At 25.9% G+C, this 16,310-nt stretch carries 11 protein-coding genes and 1 pseudogene; 10 read left to right on the top strand and 2 right to left on the bottom strand.

What is annotated here, in order from left to right; genetic code table 11:
- The first annotated feature begins 447 nt into the window (after nucleotides 1–447).
- The 10 genes from ACRC8M_RS13560 (at nucleotide 448) to ACRC8M_RS13515 (ending at nucleotide 13,723) form a co-directional block, all read left to right on the top strand.
- Nucleotides 448–1,539: a hypothetical protein gene (locus ACRC8M_RS13560; protein WP_438529626.1), complete on the top strand. Its 1,092-nt coding sequence runs from the start codon at nucleotides 448–450 to the stop codon at nucleotides 1,537–1,539.
- Nucleotides 1,540–2,190 (top strand): hypothetical protein, encoded by a 651-nt coding sequence (locus ACRC8M_RS13555; RefSeq protein WP_438529625.1) that lies wholly within the window; start codon nucleotides 1,540–1,542, stop codon nucleotides 2,188–2,190.
- 366 nt (nucleotides 2,191–2,556) lie between these two features.
- Nucleotides 2,557–3,648 carry a DUF2971 domain-containing protein gene (locus ACRC8M_RS13550; RefSeq protein ID WP_438529624.1) on the top strand — a complete coding sequence of 364 codons (1,092 nt, stop codon included), beginning with the start codon at nucleotides 2,557–2,559 and terminating at the stop codon, nucleotides 3,646–3,648.
- Nucleotides 3,649–3,922: 274 nt separating this feature from the next.
- Complete coding sequence (locus tag ACRC8M_RS13545) at nucleotides 3,923–4,048, top strand: hypothetical protein (protein WP_438529623.1); 126 nt, start codon at nucleotides 3,923–3,925, stop codon at nucleotides 4,046–4,048.
- A gap of 127 nt (nucleotides 4,049–4,175) precedes the next feature.
- On the top strand, nucleotides 4,176–7,442 hold the full coding sequence (gene hsdR, locus ACRC8M_RS13540; protein ID WP_438529622.1) for a type I restriction-modification system endonuclease: 3,267 nt from the start codon (nucleotides 4,176–4,178) through the stop codon (nucleotides 7,440–7,442).
- 12 nt (nucleotides 7,443–7,454) lie between these two features.
- Complete coding sequence (locus ACRC8M_RS13535) at nucleotides 7,455–8,882, top strand: type I restriction-modification system subunit M (RefSeq protein ID WP_438529621.1); 1,428 nt, start codon at nucleotides 7,455–7,457, stop codon at nucleotides 8,880–8,882.
- Nucleotides 8,875–10,410 (top strand): restriction endonuclease subunit S, encoded by a 1,536-nt coding sequence (locus ACRC8M_RS13530; RefSeq protein ID WP_438529620.1) that lies wholly within the window; start codon nucleotides 8,875–8,877, stop codon nucleotides 10,408–10,410. Before ACRC8M_RS13535 ends, ACRC8M_RS13530 begins: the two co-directional genes overlap by 8 nt.
- Nucleotides 10,411–10,519: 109 nt before the next feature.
- Entirely contained in the window at nucleotides 10,520–12,004 is a 1,485-nt protein-coding gene (locus tag ACRC8M_RS13525; protein WP_438529619.1) for a DUF262 domain-containing protein, read from the top strand.
- A complete protein-coding gene (locus ACRC8M_RS13520; RefSeq protein ID WP_438529618.1) occupies nucleotides 11,973–12,926 on the top strand; it encodes an ATP-binding cassette domain-containing protein in 954 nt (317 codons plus the stop codon). The genes ACRC8M_RS13525 and ACRC8M_RS13520 overlap by 32 nt, the downstream gene beginning before the upstream one ends.
- A gap of 2 nt (nucleotides 12,927–12,928) precedes the next feature.
- Complete coding sequence (locus tag ACRC8M_RS13515; RefSeq protein ID WP_438529617.1) at nucleotides 12,929–13,723, top strand: hypothetical protein; 795 nt, start codon at nucleotides 12,929–12,931, stop codon at nucleotides 13,721–13,723.
- A gap of 255 nt (nucleotides 13,724–13,978) precedes the next feature.
- Here ACRC8M_RS13515 and ACRC8M_RS13510 read toward each other — a convergent pair whose 3' ends face one another.
- Together ACRC8M_RS13510 and ACRC8M_RS13505 are read right to left on the bottom strand one after the other, a co-directional pair.
- Entirely contained in the window at nucleotides 13,979–14,704 is a 726-nt protein-coding gene (locus tag ACRC8M_RS13510; RefSeq protein ID WP_438529616.1) for a Fic family protein, read from the bottom strand.
- Nucleotides 14,705–15,384: 680 nt separating this feature from the next.
- Nucleotides 15,385–16,279: pseudogene (locus tag ACRC8M_RS13505) on the bottom strand (IS256 family transposase).
- Nucleotides 16,280–16,310: the final 31 nt, after the last annotated feature.

Raw genomic sequence — 16,310 nt, 5'->3', positions numbered from 1 at the left:
AGGGTACAAATGACTTTAGATAGGCAATTCCCTTATAACACCCTTAAAATAGCTAATTTTATCATTTCCTTTAAAAATATAAAGTTTTTTAAACAAAAGAATGTAAATTAGAAGGACAGCTTTAATAAAAAAATTATTAAACACATAGAAATTCTGTATTATCTAGTACAGATTCACTAAATAGAAACTTATCTTATTTTTTTATATATTAAAGTAAAATTAGTTAAAATAGAGATAATTAAGGTTAAAAGCTATAAAAAAACTAAAAAATGATTGATAAATAAGAGTTTGAGACGGATGCTAGTTAAGTTTGGTAGAACTACACTCACTGTAAATAGAGATGTGAAGTTATGTGAGTAAAATTTTCTTGGGGTTGTTTCTTCTAGGGAAGCTCTTTATGTGCGTCAGCTGACATAAAGAGTTATTTTTTTAGGAGGATGAATAAAAATGTTGGATACGATTAATGTTGTTTTTGAATTGGAAAATACGGTAGGTGATTATATTGAAGTTGAGATATTTAATTTGTTAAGGAAATTTTTTAGTAAAGGAAGCTATTATGATTTGCTAAAGGAGAGTGATGGAAAAAGTTTGAGTATTAGATTATCCTATCCTAGATTCTTTGATAATACCAATGCTTATCTAATAACAACTAAAGAAGAGTGCTTAAAGGTCAATGAAGCTTTTATAGAAGCAATAGAAAAGTTTATTTATTTTGAAGGGATAGGTGTTGGAGTAAGAGCTAATGCTGAAGTATTGCTAGGATGGTTTGAAGCAAATGTAGCGATAAAGATTAAAAGAGTAGATGTGGCTTTTACACATTTGCTTAATAGTGGTGATAGTTTTAATGGATATAGAAACTTATATCAGTTATTAAATAGTATTTATATAAAAAGGAATCCATTTTCAATACCTAAAAATGTATCTGTTACAGGAAATAATGAGGTAGAAACATTAATATTTAGCGACACACAAAATGTAGGAGCATATAATAGAAAAATAGTAATCTACAATCAGTATAGGAAGTTTTGTGATTATTATAGTAAAGATTCGTTGCGGTTACATTCCATTTTACAGAAATATCCAGATTTGCCAAGACGGGTTAGGATTGAAGCTAGTAAAAGGATTAGAAGAAAACCTTTTGAAGTATTGGATTTTATGGAGTTTGATATATTCAATGCTTATGTTCAGCAGTTTGCGGATGATATACTCAATAATCTATTTAATAAAGAGTTATTTGATAGTGCTTCTAAAGATAGGATAGAGTGGCTAAAGGAAACTATAAAAAAGGAAAGAGAATACCCTAATTTTAATTATCAGGCATTTATCTATAGATTCATTGATGAAATATGGGATTACGAATTAGTTAGAAAAGCTGTAATGGAAACTACGGATAACTTGAATTCAGCATACCAAGCGTGTTCAACTATTAGAGAAATTTTAAAAATATATGAAAAGGCAACAGGAATAAAATTTTTCAATATGAAAGAAACTTTTGAAAAGATCCAAAAAGATTTAATAAAAATAAGAGGTGAAAAATAAATGTATTTAGAAAATAAAGCCCCAGAGCAAAAAATGGTTATAGAACAAGCTATAATAACAGAAAAAGGTAGAATTTATATGAATGAAATATTAGGAGAAAAAAATGTAGATTACGATACGGCTATAAAAACTGTATTCCCCAATTATGGTGAAAACTATGGTGAGATGAAATATGAGTATTTAAAATACAATACATTACCAACAACTTTATTACAAGGTTATATAACTATTTCAGATTCTTTTATGGCTTTTTTAATAGATAACCGAATCGTTGATTGGAACCAAGCTATAGCTAGGTTTTCATCTGGATTAAGTTTACAAGATGTTCACAGTTTATTAAAACCAGTGTTTGTAAGGTATAACTTATCAAAAAATAATCCAGATAATTTAATAAAAATAAGAAGTAATATAGGAGTGAAGAGAGCTAGAAAAATAACTTTGTATGATGTTTCAGTAATTTTGCAAAATTCGTATTTGAGGTTATTGGATAATTTCAGCATAGATCTAACGGAGGAAGAATTTATTAATAATAGCTACAACAGATATAAATGCGTGTATCTAGGAAAAATTAGGAAATTTAATAAAGTGGAGATTGAGATGGATGATAATTTTATCAGAAAAATTACGTTATCTGGATATGGATATTATTAAAATAAAAAAAATTAAAAAAATCCAAAAATATTTTTTAAAAATTTTGTTATTATATATGTTTTTATGAAAATCTTGTTTTATCCTATCAAAGATAGGATAAAACAAAAAAGTATATTTGTCAAGGTTTTTCTTAAAATTACTGTAATTTTATTTAGTGGGAAATCATCAATCAAAGGGATTTATTGAAAAAAGAAAGAATGTGAGATATAATCTAGTAAAAATACAAAACTAACTAATGAGAATATATGGAGTTTTATCAAGTAAAATATGAATAGAAGAAATATTCACATAAATATTTTGTTAGGTAAATTTCATTTAAATTTGTTGGACTCTCTTTTGCATTATAGATTTTGAGAGGAGAAAATTATGATAAATAATATAGATTTTATGAATTATAATCTAATAAATGGAAAAGCAATTTCAAATGAAGAATTAGAACAACTCTCAAATAGTAATGAAAAATTTTTTTTAAAAGTTTTTTATGAAAAACCAGAAACTATATTTAAATTTTTTCCAAATACTTTAACCTTTAATAAAGAAATAAATAAAGATATTAATTATTCTCAGTTAGCTCTGAAAACAAATGATATATATTTGAGTAATCCTAGTAATTTTAATGACCCTTATGATTGTGGTATTTATATTAATCGAGAAAAGCATTGGAATTATTTTATAAATTATTATGCTAGATTAATGGGTATAGAAAATAAAGATAATTCTAAGGAGTTATTGATTGAAAAATTAAAAAAATTCTTTGATAAAACTTTAGATATAGAAACTTCTATTAATTTTAATTATTGTCATACAGAAGAAGAAAGATTAAGGTTAAGTATTTTTATTTATAAAGTTAGAAATTATAGCTTTGAAAAAGTACCTGTTCCAGATAAAATCTGTTATGGTATATTAAAGGCTTTAAATGATGATTTTTTAGAGAAAAAAAATAATTTAACTGATAAATTTTTAGTATCTTGTTTAACAACAGAAAAAGATAATATTTTAATGTGGTCACATTATGCTAATAATCATAAAGGATTTTGTATAGAGTATGATTTATCTGAAGCTAAAAATAATTACTTAAAACTTAATGAGGAAGAAAAAAATACTTTTAATAACCTATTTCCAGTTGTGTATTCAGAAAATAGAAAAGAAATTATAAATTATAATTTTAATGGTGATACTTTTTTATCCTGGTATTTGTTAGGGCTCTTAAGAAAATATCACGTATGGTCTTATGAGAAGGAATGGAGATTAGCTTTGTTAAAACAGGAGTATCCAGATCAGATTATAAAATTTTTTCCAATAAAAGCAGTGTATTGTGGTTGTAAAATGTCTAAAGAAGAAATAGAAAAAATAGAAGAGATAATCAGAGAAAAAAATATTGATTTATTTATTTCTAAAATAGAAGAAGATAGTTATAAATTAAAATTTGAATTAAATAAAGATGCTAAGTTTAATTAGTTAACCAATTTGTTTAATAATTTTTTATTAAAATTTTAACCGAATAATATAGATTAAATGACTATTGTTAAATAAGAGAAATATAAATTAAAAAAGTTCTTAATAATTTAATTAGTAATGTGAGATAGATTTTAGTTACAAGCAGAATATATTAATTTAACTTAAAAGTGGACAATCCACTTTTTTTTTTTATGGTATTATAGTGTAAGAAAATTTAGAGATAAGAAAAGTAGACCATAATTTTTTCCAAAGTATAGCTAGAGTATTAAAAGTAATGAAACTGATATTAAAAAATATAAATGCAATGAAAGAAGAGATTGCATTTGTAGATGTTGGATTATATACAGAACAAATTTACGAAATAAAAAGAATCGATTTAGATTATTTTGGGGAAGAATAAGTTGTTAATATAAGAAAAGCTATTGGTAAATCTAGTATCAATAGCTTTTTGCTTTTTATTATAGTTTTATGGTAAAATATAATTGAAAAATACAAAATATTAATTACCATATTAGGGGGAGTGTTCCATGCAAAGTAACTTTGGTTTTTTGAGAAAAGATTGGAATATATTGGCTAGAATTGGAGAGATGGCAGAGTATAATCTGAATAATGATCCGAATACAGCTATGATAAAAATAAGACAACTTGGTGAATATATCGCAAAGGCAATTATAAAAGCCGAAAGGATGCAAGATGTTGAAAGTGATAATCAATTAGATAGAATTCGAATCTTAAAGAATAACGAATTAATATCACCAGAGATAGAAGATATACTTCATTTAATAAGAAGAAAAGGAAACGACGCTGTTCATAAAGGATTTGAAGACAAAAAAGAAGCGGAAGTATTACTTTCTTTGGTAGTAAAGCTATCAGCATGGTTTAATGAACTTTATGGAAGTGATATAAAATTTGATTCTACAAAGGTATCTTTTCATAGTCCACAAGATATAAATTATAAAGAAGCCTATGAGAAACTATTAGAAATAGTTGAGAAGGACGAAAAAGAAAAGGTATTTGAAAAAATAGATATAGATAAAATAGTAGTGAAAACTATTGATGAAAGAAATAATTTTAGAAAAAGTATTAAAAATAATGTAGACTTATCAGAAGCAGAAACTAGAATTTTAATAGATCAACAGTTGATAGATGCAGGGTGGGAAGCAGATACAATAAATTTGAATTATAAAACTAAAAAAAGTTTACCTGAATCAAAAAAGTTTTTAGCCATAGCAGAATGGCCATGTGAAAAAGATAATGGTGCAGTAGGATATGTAGATTACGCACTGTTTTATGGTAAAAAGTTATATGGAGTACTAGAGGCTAAAAGATATAGTGTAGATATAGGTGGAGCTTTAAAAAGAGATAGTCGAATGTATTCAGAAGGTCTAATTTTAAAAGATGAAGTTGAATTATGTGAAGGAGCTCCATTTTTAAATAAATACAAAGCTCCTTTTATGTTTTCAAGTAATGGAAGAGATTTTAACCCCCATTTAATAGATAAATCTGGAATATGGTTTTTGGATGGTAGAAGAGAAAAAAATTCAGTAAAACCATTAAAAGGATTTTATTCTCCAAGAGATTTGAAAGAACTATTAGAAAAAGATGAGATGTTAGCTAATCACACATTAAAAGAAACATCTTTAGATTACCTATCATCAAGTACAGGGTTGAATCTTAGAACATATCAAATAGATGCAGTTAAAGCTGTTGAGAATGCTTTGATAAATGGACAAAATAAAGTACTTTTAACAATGGCAACAGGAACAGGAAAAACGAGGACAGCGTTAGCTATTCTTTATAGAATATTAAAAGCAGAAAAATATAAGCGTGTTTTATTTGTAGTGGATAGATCAACTTTAGGAGAACAAACAAAAGATACTTTTGATAATGCTAAAATTGAAAGTGAGTTACCTATTTCAAAAATTTATGATATAAAAGGTTTAACTGATAAATTTCCAGAGGATACAACAAGAGTTCATATAGCTACTGTTCAGGGGTTAATGAAAAGAATTTTATACTCAGATAATAAACCAACAGTAGGACAGTATGACTGTATTATAATAGATGAAGCTCATAGAGGATATATTTTAGATAAAATTCAAGATGAAAATGAAGAGAACTTTAGGGACGAGTTGGATTATAGAAGTAAGTATAGAAGTGTTGTTGATTATTTTCAAGCTGATAAAATAGCATTAACGGCAACACCAGCTTTACATACATATGAAATATTTGGAGAGCCAGTATATCAATATTCTTATAGACAAGCAGTTTTAGATGGATATTTAGTAGATTTTGAGCCACCTTATATTATAAAAACAAAATTATCATCAGATGGGATTCATTATGAAAAAGGGGCAGATGTTAAAATCTATGATAATGAAACAAAAAAAGTAAATGTTATAAAGAATATTGAAGATCAATTAGATTTTGATGTAGATAAATTCAATACAACAGTTATAACAGAAGGATTTAACAGAGCTGTATGCTCGGCTTTAGTAAAATATATAAATCCTTTTGGACCAGAAAAGACACTTATATTTGCAGCGACAGATGAACATGCAGATATGATTGTTAGAATTTTAAAAGAAGAGTTTGATACTTATGGGCAACCTCAAATGAATAATGATATGATAGAAAAATTAACAGGTTCAGTGAAGGATGTAGGAAGGCTAATAAAGAAATTTAAAAATGAACCTTATCCAACGATAGCGGTAACGGTAGATTTATTAACAACAGGAGTAGATGTACCTGCAATATCTAATTTAGTATTTTTAAGAAAAGTAAAAAGTAGAATTTTATACGAGCAGATGATAGGAAGAGCTACAAGAAGATGTGATGATATTGGAAAGGATTGTTTTAAAATATATGATGCTGTTGACATTTATGTAGATTTAGAAGAGCATAGCGACATGAAGCCAGTTGTAACAAACCCTAAATCAAATATAAAAAAATTATATTCTGACTTAGAAAGTTCTAGTGGGAATATAGAAGCTACTAACTATTTTAAGGATGAAATAGTAGGAAGACTTCAAAGAAAAAAGAAAAGATTAGAAAAAAGGGGCCAAGATTATATTAAAGCTCTTTTTAATGCTAAAAGGGAAGATGAAGTCTCAAGTGTAGATGAATATGTAGAGTATTTAAATAATCTTCCAAAAGAAATTATGTATGAGGAACTGATTAAAGAAAAAGAGTTTTTAATTTATATAGATAGCTTAAAGTTAGGAATAAATAAACAAGTTATAGCAGATCACGAAGATGAAGTTCAAGAAGTTTATCAAGAGTTTGAAAATAGAAGGCCAGAGGATTATTTAGAGAGTTTCAAAGAATTTATTATTGAAAATGAAGATAAAATAGATGCTTTAAAACTTTTAAAAATGTCACCAGAAAGATTTACTAGAAAAGAATTGAAAGAGATTATTGCTTTACTAGATGAAGAAGGATTTAAACAAAAGAACTTAGAAGTGGCTTATAATATAGTAAAGAATGAAGATATTCTAACAAATATGATGACTTTTATAAAATATGCTATAAAAGGTTCACCAATAATAGATAAAAAAGAAAAGATTAATGATGTTATGTCTAAAATAAAAAAATTAAATCGGTGGACAGCACCACAAAAAATAATTTTAGAAAGAATAGAAAAATATCTAGAAAATAATGAAATTTTAACAGAGGATGATTTAGAAACATCTCAATTTAAACAGTATGGTGGCTATAATAGAATTGATAAGCAGTTAGATGGGATGTTAAATGAAATAATAGGCATATTAAAACAAGATTTAATTTTAAATTAATGGGAGAAACAAATGACAAATAATGAAATTGTACAAAAATTATGGAATTTATGTAATGTATTAAGAGATGATGGAATAACATATCATGAATATGTTACAGAACTAACATACATATTATTCTTAAAAATGGCTTCAGAGTTAGATACAGAAAAGAAAATAGGTATAGATAATAAATATACTTGGAATGAATTAAAAAAATTAGATGGAATTGAGTTGAAAAAAACATATCAACAAATGTTAATAGATTTAAGTAATAAGAGTGGAAGTTTAGGAATTATATATAGAAATGCTCAAACAAAAATAGAAGAACCTGCTAACTTAAAAAAGATATTTAGTGAAATAGATAAGATAGATTGGTATTCTGTCGATAAAGAAGATTTAGGAGATTTATATGAAGGACTTTTAGAAAAGAATGCTTCTGAAAAAAAATCTGGAGCGGGACAATATTTTACTCCTAGAGTTTTAATAGATTCAATAGTTAGAATGACAAAGCCAGAAATTGGAGAAAGAATATTTGATCCAGCTGGTGGAACATTTGGATTTATAATAGAAGCAGATAAATATTTAAAAAGTAAAACAGATAATTATTTTACATTAACAGCAGAGCAATACGAGTTTCAAGAAAAAGAAGCTTTTTCAGCTTGTGAACTAGTTCCAGATACTCATAGACTTGGTGTTATGAATGCTTTATTACATGGAATAGATAGTAATTATTTTATCCAAGGAGATACTTTATCTGAGTTAGGAAAATCTTTAAAAAACTATGATTTAATATTATCTAATCCACCATTTGGAACTAAGAAAGGTGGAGAAAGAGCAACAAGAGATGATTTAATGCATGAAACATCAAATAAGCAATTAAACTTTATGCAAATAATTTACAACTCACTAAAGAAAAATGGAAAATCGAGAGCAGCAGTAATAATTCCAGACAATGTTTTATTTGAAGGTGGAGTTGGTAAGGATATAAGAATTGATTTGTTGAATAAATGTAATGTTCATACAATATTAAGATTACCTACGGGAATATTTTATGCACAAGGAGTAAAAACAAATGTTTTATTCTTTGATAGAGGAGTTACAGAACATGGGAATACTAAAGAGATTTGGTACTATGATTTAAGAACCAATATGCCTAATTTTGGAAAGACAACACCATTGACAAAAGAGCATTTTGAAGAGTTTGAAAGAACTTTTAATAATGAAGAAGAGAAAGAAAAAATCGAGAGATGGAATAGATTCTCACTAGATGATATTGTAAAAAAAGATTACTCTTTAGATTTAGGACTTATAAAGGATGAAAGTATTATAGATTCAGAAGATTTACCAAATCCGATTGATAGTGCAGAGGAAGCTATATCAAAATTAGAAGAAGCTATGGATTTATTAAGAGGAGTTATAAAAGAACTTCATATTTGTGGAGTTGAAAGCAATGAGTAAGAAAAAAGAGGTAACAATAGAAGACAAACTAAAAGAGGCTCTTATATTAGTCAAAGACCAACCATATGTAATACCAAGTAGTTGGAAGTGGATTAAATTAAAAGGAATCTGTGAAGTTAAAGGAGGAAAAAGAATACCCAAAGGGTATTCTTACTCTGAAAAAAAGACGGCTAATTTTTATTTAAGAGTTACAGATTTTGAAAATAAAACAATAAATTTAAATAATTTAAAATATATAACAGATGAAGTTTCAAAAAAAATTGAAAAATATAAGATTACAAATAAAGATATATATATGTCAATTGCTGGGACAATAGGTAAGGTTGGGTTAATTCCAGAAGAATTAAATAATTCTCATTTAACTGAAAATGCAGTGAAATTAACAAATTTACATTATGTAAAAAAGAAATATCTTTTAAATTATCTAGAAAGTTCTTTTATAAAAAATGAAATATCTAAATCGATAGTTTCTAGTGGTCAACCTAAATTAGCAATTTTTAGAATAGAAAATTTTAAAGTTCCATTACCTTCATTAGAAGAGCAAGAAAGAATAGTAAAAAAATTAGACTCTATGCTTGGAAGAATAAACGAAGCTAAGGAATTAATAGCACAAGCAAAAGAAACTTTTGAAAATAGAAGAGCTAGTATTTTAAATTTAGCATTTAGTGGAGAACTAACAAGAAAATGGCGTGAATCTAATTCAATAGAAAGTTCTAAAATTTTATTAGAAAATTTAAACAAAGAAAAAATTAGATTATGGGAAGAAGAATGTGAAAAAGCATTAGAAGAAGGGAAAAAGAGACCGTTAAAACCTAAATTACAGTCAGTGGAAGAAATGGCTATCCCAAAAGAAGAACAACCTTATGAAATACCAGAAAATTGGGAATGGATAAAAATGTCAACAATTACTTCAAAAATAACAGATGGAGCGCATAAAACACCTACATATATAGAAAATGGAATACCATTTATTTCTGTTAAAAATATAAAAAATGGAAATATAAATTTTAGTGATGTAAAATATATCTCAAAAGAAGAGCATGAAATTTTATATAAAAGATGCAATCCAGAATTAGGTGATATACTAATAACTAAATCAGGGACTATAGGAAGGACAGCGGTAGTTAAAACAAAAAAAGAATTTAGTTTATTCGTAAGTGTAGCTTTAATAAAAAACTATAAAAATATTATTTTAAGTGAATATTTATGTTATGGCATAGATGATTACATGAATAAAATAAATATAGATAGTGATATAAAAGGTGGAGTTATAAAAAATTATCATTTAACAGATATGAAAGAACAAAAGGTAGCATTACCTCCAATAGAAGAACAAAAAGAGATAGTAAGAATTTTAGATAATGTTTTAGAAAAAGAAGATAAAATCAATGAAATCCTAGAGATAGAAGAGATGATTGAGCTTTTAGAAAAATCAATTCTAGATAAGGCGTTTAGAGGTGAACTGGGGACAGGAAATCTTGAAGACGTTCCTTCACTTGAAGTATTGAAGAATATCTTGGAGAAATAAAATTTTAAAAGATAAAACTATAGGTGAGATATGATTGATGAGTGATAAATATTCTAAAGTAGAAGCTATAATAAGATAAACTGAATAAAGCTAAAACTTGGAGGTTGAAATGGAGAATAGAAAAAAATTAATTGAAAAAACACTTGAATTATTAGAAGAAAATAAAGATGAAATTGAAGATATTCAAGAGATAAAAGATTTTATAAATGAAGCTACAGAAGAAGAAATAGAATTAAAATATCAAGAGTTGTGTAAATTATTATCAAAAAATGAAGCGGAAGTTTTCAATAACTATATAAGCAAAACAACAAGTTACTCAGAAGTAAGTTATGAGATAGAGTATTTAATTGAAGAATTTTCTAAACAAAAAATGCAAATGCCTGAATTTCAAAGAATGTATGTTTGGGATAAAAAAAAGGTTGGAGAGTTTATTTTATCTATTTTGAGAGATATCCCTATTCCAAAACTTTATGCCTACAGCTCTAGGGAAGAGGAGAAACAAAGGAATATAAAACTTATAATTGATGGACAACAAAGATTGACGAGTTTACTAATGTATTACTATGGTATTTTTCCTAAATATAAAGTAAGAAAAATAAATTATAGTGAAAATATGAATGAAATTGTTAAGTATTGTAATTATTATTATAATCCTGAGGTTTACGAAAGAGAAGCTTTGAGACAGTTAGAAAATTTGGACTTAGAAAAAAGACTAGATGAGATAAAAAATGCTAAAAATATTTTAGAACAAAAATTTAAACTAACAGTTGACGAGGTATTTGAAGTGGATATATTTGACAGCGAAAATAATAAAAAAACTTTAAATATAAGCTATCGTGTTAGCCAGAAAAATAAAGGTATTTTAACAGAAAAACAAAAAAGTAAAATATTGACAAAAGAGCTAGGGTTTATATTAGTAAAAGGAGATAATCCATCAGAAGCTGTTGATATATTTAGATTATATAATAGTGCTGGAAGTCCATTAACAGCTCAAGAAATAAGAAATGGAATTTATTATAAAAATCTCTTATATAAAAAAATAAATGATTATAATAAAGAAACAGGAAGAATTCCAGGTAGTAGAAAAGTTAAAAATGAAGTTTGGAATAGAATAAGAACAAAGCAATCAGGACAAGAGGACGTGAAGCAACTATTTAAATTTTTATCATATTATTATAATTTAAAAGATAAATTAAAGTTTATATTAGATGAAGAGATATTTACAACAAATGATATTATAGAAGAGAAGTCAGAAGAGATAATAAATAATTATTCAGACTATATATCTATAAATGGAAGTAATACCGAACTTTTAAATTTAGAGTTTGAAACTTTAAAAAGATTTTTTGAAATAAGTTTTGAAGGAACTGGAAAAATAAAGAACTATATCTGTATTTATATAATTTTAAAATACTATAAGATATTAGAAAAAGAAAATTTTAATTACTCAGAGATAAAAATTTCAAATGAGATATTAAATTATGATATAAAAGACAATGGTCTTTTAAGTTCAATAAGGTTGCAGGAGTTGAAAAAAATGTTAGGGGAGGTTGTTGAAACTTATGCAAAATGTAGTGGATTTAATAACAGATGACCAAAAAAATGACTTAAGGCTATCAGGGTATGTTGTTGTGGGACAGAATAATTCTGGAAAAACATATCAATTACTGGACATTTTTTCAAGAATAGAAGGAAAGAAAAAGCCTGCATATGAATATTCAGCTAAAGAGTTTATATTTTTGAGTAAAGAAATGACTCAAGGGAAAATAGGAGAAGATGCTGAATTTAAGGAAGGGGTGGAGTCTGATCTATCTTCACTAATAGAAACAGAAATAAAAATTGATTATAAAAATGATTTGTTAAATGAATCACCAATAAGTCAGTTGATATATGGAGAGCTAGCTAATCATGAGGATGAGTATAACATGCTTTTAAAAGAATTCCTAGATATAGAGATTAGAGTAGAAGATAGAGTTTTAATAAAAGATCAGGATTCAGAAGGGTTTGTAGAATTAGAATCGAGTGGATATATTTCTTTAATAAGAACTTTTGTTATTTTATACAAACTATTGACTCCCCAAATAAAGTATATCCTATTAGATGAAGCTGATGACTCTATTGATTATAATCATAAAACTAATTTTGTTAATTTTTTAGAAAATATTAAAAAAATTAAAAAATCTGAAGCAGCGATAGTATTAGTAACACATAATTCTGAAACAGTATTTAATTTACCAGAAAATTATAAAATTTTGAAAATTCAAAGAGGAAAAGTGATTAAAGTTTACTATTCACAAGATTTTCCAACAAAAGATAGATTAGAGAAAGCTGTATTTGATGCTTCTACGAGAGAGCACTATATAAGTGAAAAATTAAAAACATTAGTGAGTTTATATAAAGATTATTTGGAGAAAGGTTCTTTTAATGAAAGAATTTTTGGGACTTTAAATTATGAAACTTTATCTTTTAAAGAGAAGGTTATATATAACTCTTTAAAAAGGAGTATTGGATTATAGTTATGATAAAGATACCATTTTATATATATGATTATAATAAGTACCGAGAGATAGTTGACAGTGATAGGCACTTATGTTATACAGTTAATTTTAATCAGAAAGATTATTTTGCAAAAGGAACACAGCAAAGCGATAGATATATGAAAGAGTTACTAGAGATTTCAAAAAATAAATGTTATATTTGTGGATTTTCTCTAGAAATAAATCATAGTAATGGAATCTATTTTGAAAGAGAGCATATTATAAATCAATCAATAACGAAAGAGAGCACTAAAAAATGCAAAAAAAATATCATTCCTATTTGTAGAATTTGTAATGGAAAAAAAACAAAGGTAAATAGTAGTGAGTTGCTAAGAGGTGATCTGTGTTTTTTAGATATTAATTGTAAATTGAGTACAAGAAATGATATGAGCTGTTCTTTTGAAGATTCTTTGACTTATTTTAAAGATGAAAATTTTGATTATAATTTATCAAGCAGAAATTATAGACATTATCCTACAATTGAGTTTGATTTATTATTTAAAGTTTTTATAGGAGATAGTAAATATATTGAAAAATTTGACTTAAATTCGAGAGTAGATATTATATTTACTAATATTTTTAAGAGTATGTATAAAACTAATTTTTTAAAATGCAGTAGTTTAAAAAACCATATTAAGCAATTCTCAGAATCAAGTTTGGATGATGAATTTTTAGAATATTTAGAAAATTGTGGAATTCTAAAATGTAGTAAAGGTGAAGTTCAAAAAAGAGATGAATTGATAGAAATGATAACTTTGCTAGAAGTTTTAGAATAAAAAAGTTATAATTTAAATAAAGAAATAGAAAGAATTAAAGAGGTTGACCTTACTGTCCAACCTCTTTTCATTATTACTAATTTGAAAGAATTCTAACATAAGAAGTAAAAAAGAGTATTAATAGAAATAAAATTATTTTAATAATGTAAGTTATTGTGTTATTAAGAAACTAAAGTGGATGTTCACAAAAAGAATAAAATATCAAAATATATCAATAAAAATGATATTTTTTTAACTACATAGAAATTCTTATTTTTAAAAAGTTGTAAAACTTAAATATTCATTTAAACTTTCAATTATACAATTATAAAAGAAGTCGTAGGCTTCTTCATAATCTTTATAGTAGCTTTTATCAAGAGCTTGATAGTATTCTAATCTATCAGTAGCCAAAATAGTTATAGGAGGATATCCAAGCTTTAGAAGCTCAAGATTAGTTAATAATCTTGAAGTTCTACCATTTCCATCAATGAATGGATGGATATTAATAAACTTACAAGTAAATTCAATAATTCTGTTAATAGTAATAGGTTCAGAAGTATACCAAGCCAATAAATCATTCATTTCTTGAGGAATTAAATGAGAACTGGTAACATCATGAGTAGCACCCCCAATTCTAACATCAACACTTCTATATTTTCCTGCATTAGCTCTATCAATTCCATCTAAAATAATAGCATGAATAGATTTTATAATATATTCAGATAAAGTTACTTTTTTTAAATCTTCAATAAAAAATAAAGCTTCAGCATGATTTTTTACTTCTAAATGTTCTCTTAAAGTTTTTTTAGCAACAGTAATTCCAGTTTCAATAATAACTCTAGTTTCCATTTCAGTAAGAGTGTTTCCTTCAATAGCATTTGAGTTATATGTATTTTTAATTATATAATTTTCTTTTATTCTTTTTATTTCACCTTGATTAAGAGGTCTTCTATGATCTAGTTCATTTTTTAATTCGTAAATTTTCTCTAATTTATTATTCATGATAACACCTCACTTTTAATGATTATAGTAATATTATAATATTTAATCTATCTAAATACAATCTTAGAATATAAAATTGAGTTTTAGAAAAGTTAGAAAAATTTTATAAAAATCCTCTCTTTTTTTGACATAGCTAACATGTAGCTAACAATTAATAAAATAGACCATTGATAAGCCTTGTAAATAAAAGGAAGTACTAAAAAGAAAAATGACCGTCCATATCGTAGTGCATTATTAATTTTCTCATATCTCCTCCTCTTGATTAATTTGGTTATTAGTCTAATTGGTATTTTTTTACTATTTTTTAGGTTATTATAATTAAGATTATCACTAAATTTTATCATATTTTTTTTATTTTGGTAACAATTTAGTAACAAAATTAGATTAATTAAGTTGTATAGAAAGAGAATATATTTATGAAAATATCAAAAAATAATAAGAACCTCTGGGGGAGAGAGGTTCTTATCTGGGGGGATTAAATTATTTATTACTTTTAACACTTATTATAATATTTAGACTGCAGGTTTTATAAAAAAGTTTTAAAGTTTATATTTTTTAAATTTAGCGTGGGAGTGTACCAAATTTAGTGTAAATTTACTTCTTAGCTATCAAATTTTAAATGTCCAAATAGGCTATCTTAGATTGGGTACTCCAAGGTACTTGTTGCTAAGATAGCTTTTTTATTTCAAATATTTCTCTAAACGACTTTCATACTCTATTGCTAACATTCTTAGGATTCCTTCCCATCCTCTTACTTTTTGGTTCCATTTTTTCATAATATTTTTACTAGAAAGAAAAAGGACCTTTAACAAAGTATCTTCACTAGGATAAACAGATCTAGAATTACTAACTTTTCTAAATTGACTATTTAAACTTTCAATTATATTGGTAGTGTAGATCATCTTTCTAATTTCCATAGGAAAATAAAAAAATGCGATAATTCTCTCCTATTACAATACTTAAAATATCTTTTTTTCCTTCTAAATCTATTCCTAAAACAGCATATGCAGCTCTATTTGAAACTTTTCCATTACTTTTAATATTAAAATATATTGCGTCCATGAATACAAAAGGATAGCATTTTTGTAATGGTCTATTTTTCCAAGTATCTATCTCTTCGAAAACTCTATCAGTTATTCTACTAATTTGTGATGCTGAAAATGTTAATCCATAAATCTCTTCAAGATGAGCATTAATCTCAGAAATAGTCATTCCACGCCCATACATAGAGATAATTTTATCTTCAATATCAGAGATATCTCTAGAATATTTAGGAACAACTGTTGATTCAAACTGCCCCTCTCTATCTCTAGAAATATCAACTTGAACTTTTCCAAGAGAGGTATTAACTTGCTTAGAATTATACCCATTTCTACTGTTAGTAGTATTAGCGCTTGATTCTCTGTCATATTTATCATATCCAATAGATTCATCAAATTCAGCTTGCATCAAGATATTAACCATATCTTTAAACATATTTTTCATAAAATCTTGAGCATCATCAGCAGATTTAATTTTATTTTGTTCAATTAATTGTTTAACAAGTGGATTTACTTCTGAATTTTTTCTAGCCATAAAAAAACCTCCTCAGTTATTAATTTAATTA

Origin of the sequence: Cetobacterium sp. (assembly GCF_051653945.1) — a bacterium.
In the GTDB taxonomy this organism is placed as follows: Bacteria; Fusobacteriota; Fusobacteriia; order Fusobacteriales; family Fusobacteriaceae; genus Cetobacterium_A.
Note: the sequence above shows the minus strand (reverse complement) of the source record. Positions and strands in the feature narration are given on the sequence as shown.

What these genes read in the sequence shown, in the direction of transcription:
- ACRC8M_RS13560 (WP_438529626.1), top strand. Translation starts at nt 448, where the DNA reads ATGTTGGATACGATTAATGTTGTTTTTGAATTGGAAAATACGGTAGGT.
- ACRC8M_RS13555 (WP_438529625.1), top strand. Translation starts at nt 1,540, where the DNA reads ATGTATTTAGAAAATAAAGCCCCAGAGCAAAAAATGGTTATAGAACAA.
- ACRC8M_RS13550 (WP_438529624.1), top strand. Translation starts at nt 2,557, where the DNA reads ATGATAAATAATATAGATTTTATGAATTATAATCTAATAAATGGAAAA.
- ACRC8M_RS13545 (WP_438529623.1), top strand. Translation starts at nt 3,923, where the DNA reads ATGAAACTGATATTAAAAAATATAAATGCAATGAAAGAAGAGATTGCA.
- hsdR (WP_438529622.1), top strand. Translation starts at nt 4,176, where the DNA reads ATGCAAAGTAACTTTGGTTTTTTGAGAAAAGATTGGAATATATTGGCT.
- ACRC8M_RS13535 (WP_438529621.1), top strand. Translation starts at nt 7,455, where the DNA reads ATGACAAATAATGAAATTGTACAAAAATTATGGAATTTATGTAATGTA.
- ACRC8M_RS13530 (WP_438529620.1), top strand. Translation starts at nt 8,875, where the DNA reads ATGAGTAAGAAAAAAGAGGTAACAATAGAAGACAAACTAAAAGAGGCT.
- ACRC8M_RS13525 (WP_438529619.1), top strand. Translation starts at nt 10,520, where the DNA reads ATGGAGAATAGAAAAAAATTAATTGAAAAAACACTTGAATTATTAGAA.
- ACRC8M_RS13520 (WP_438529618.1), top strand. Translation starts at nt 11,973, where the DNA reads ATGCAAAATGTAGTGGATTTAATAACAGATGACCAAAAAAATGACTTA.
- ACRC8M_RS13515 (WP_438529617.1), top strand. Translation starts at nt 12,929, where the DNA reads ATGATAAAGATACCATTTTATATATATGATTATAATAAGTACCGAGAG.
- ACRC8M_RS13510 (WP_438529616.1), bottom strand. Translation starts at nt 14,704, where the DNA reads ATGAATAATAAATTAGAGAAAATTTACGAATTAAAAAATGAACTAGAT.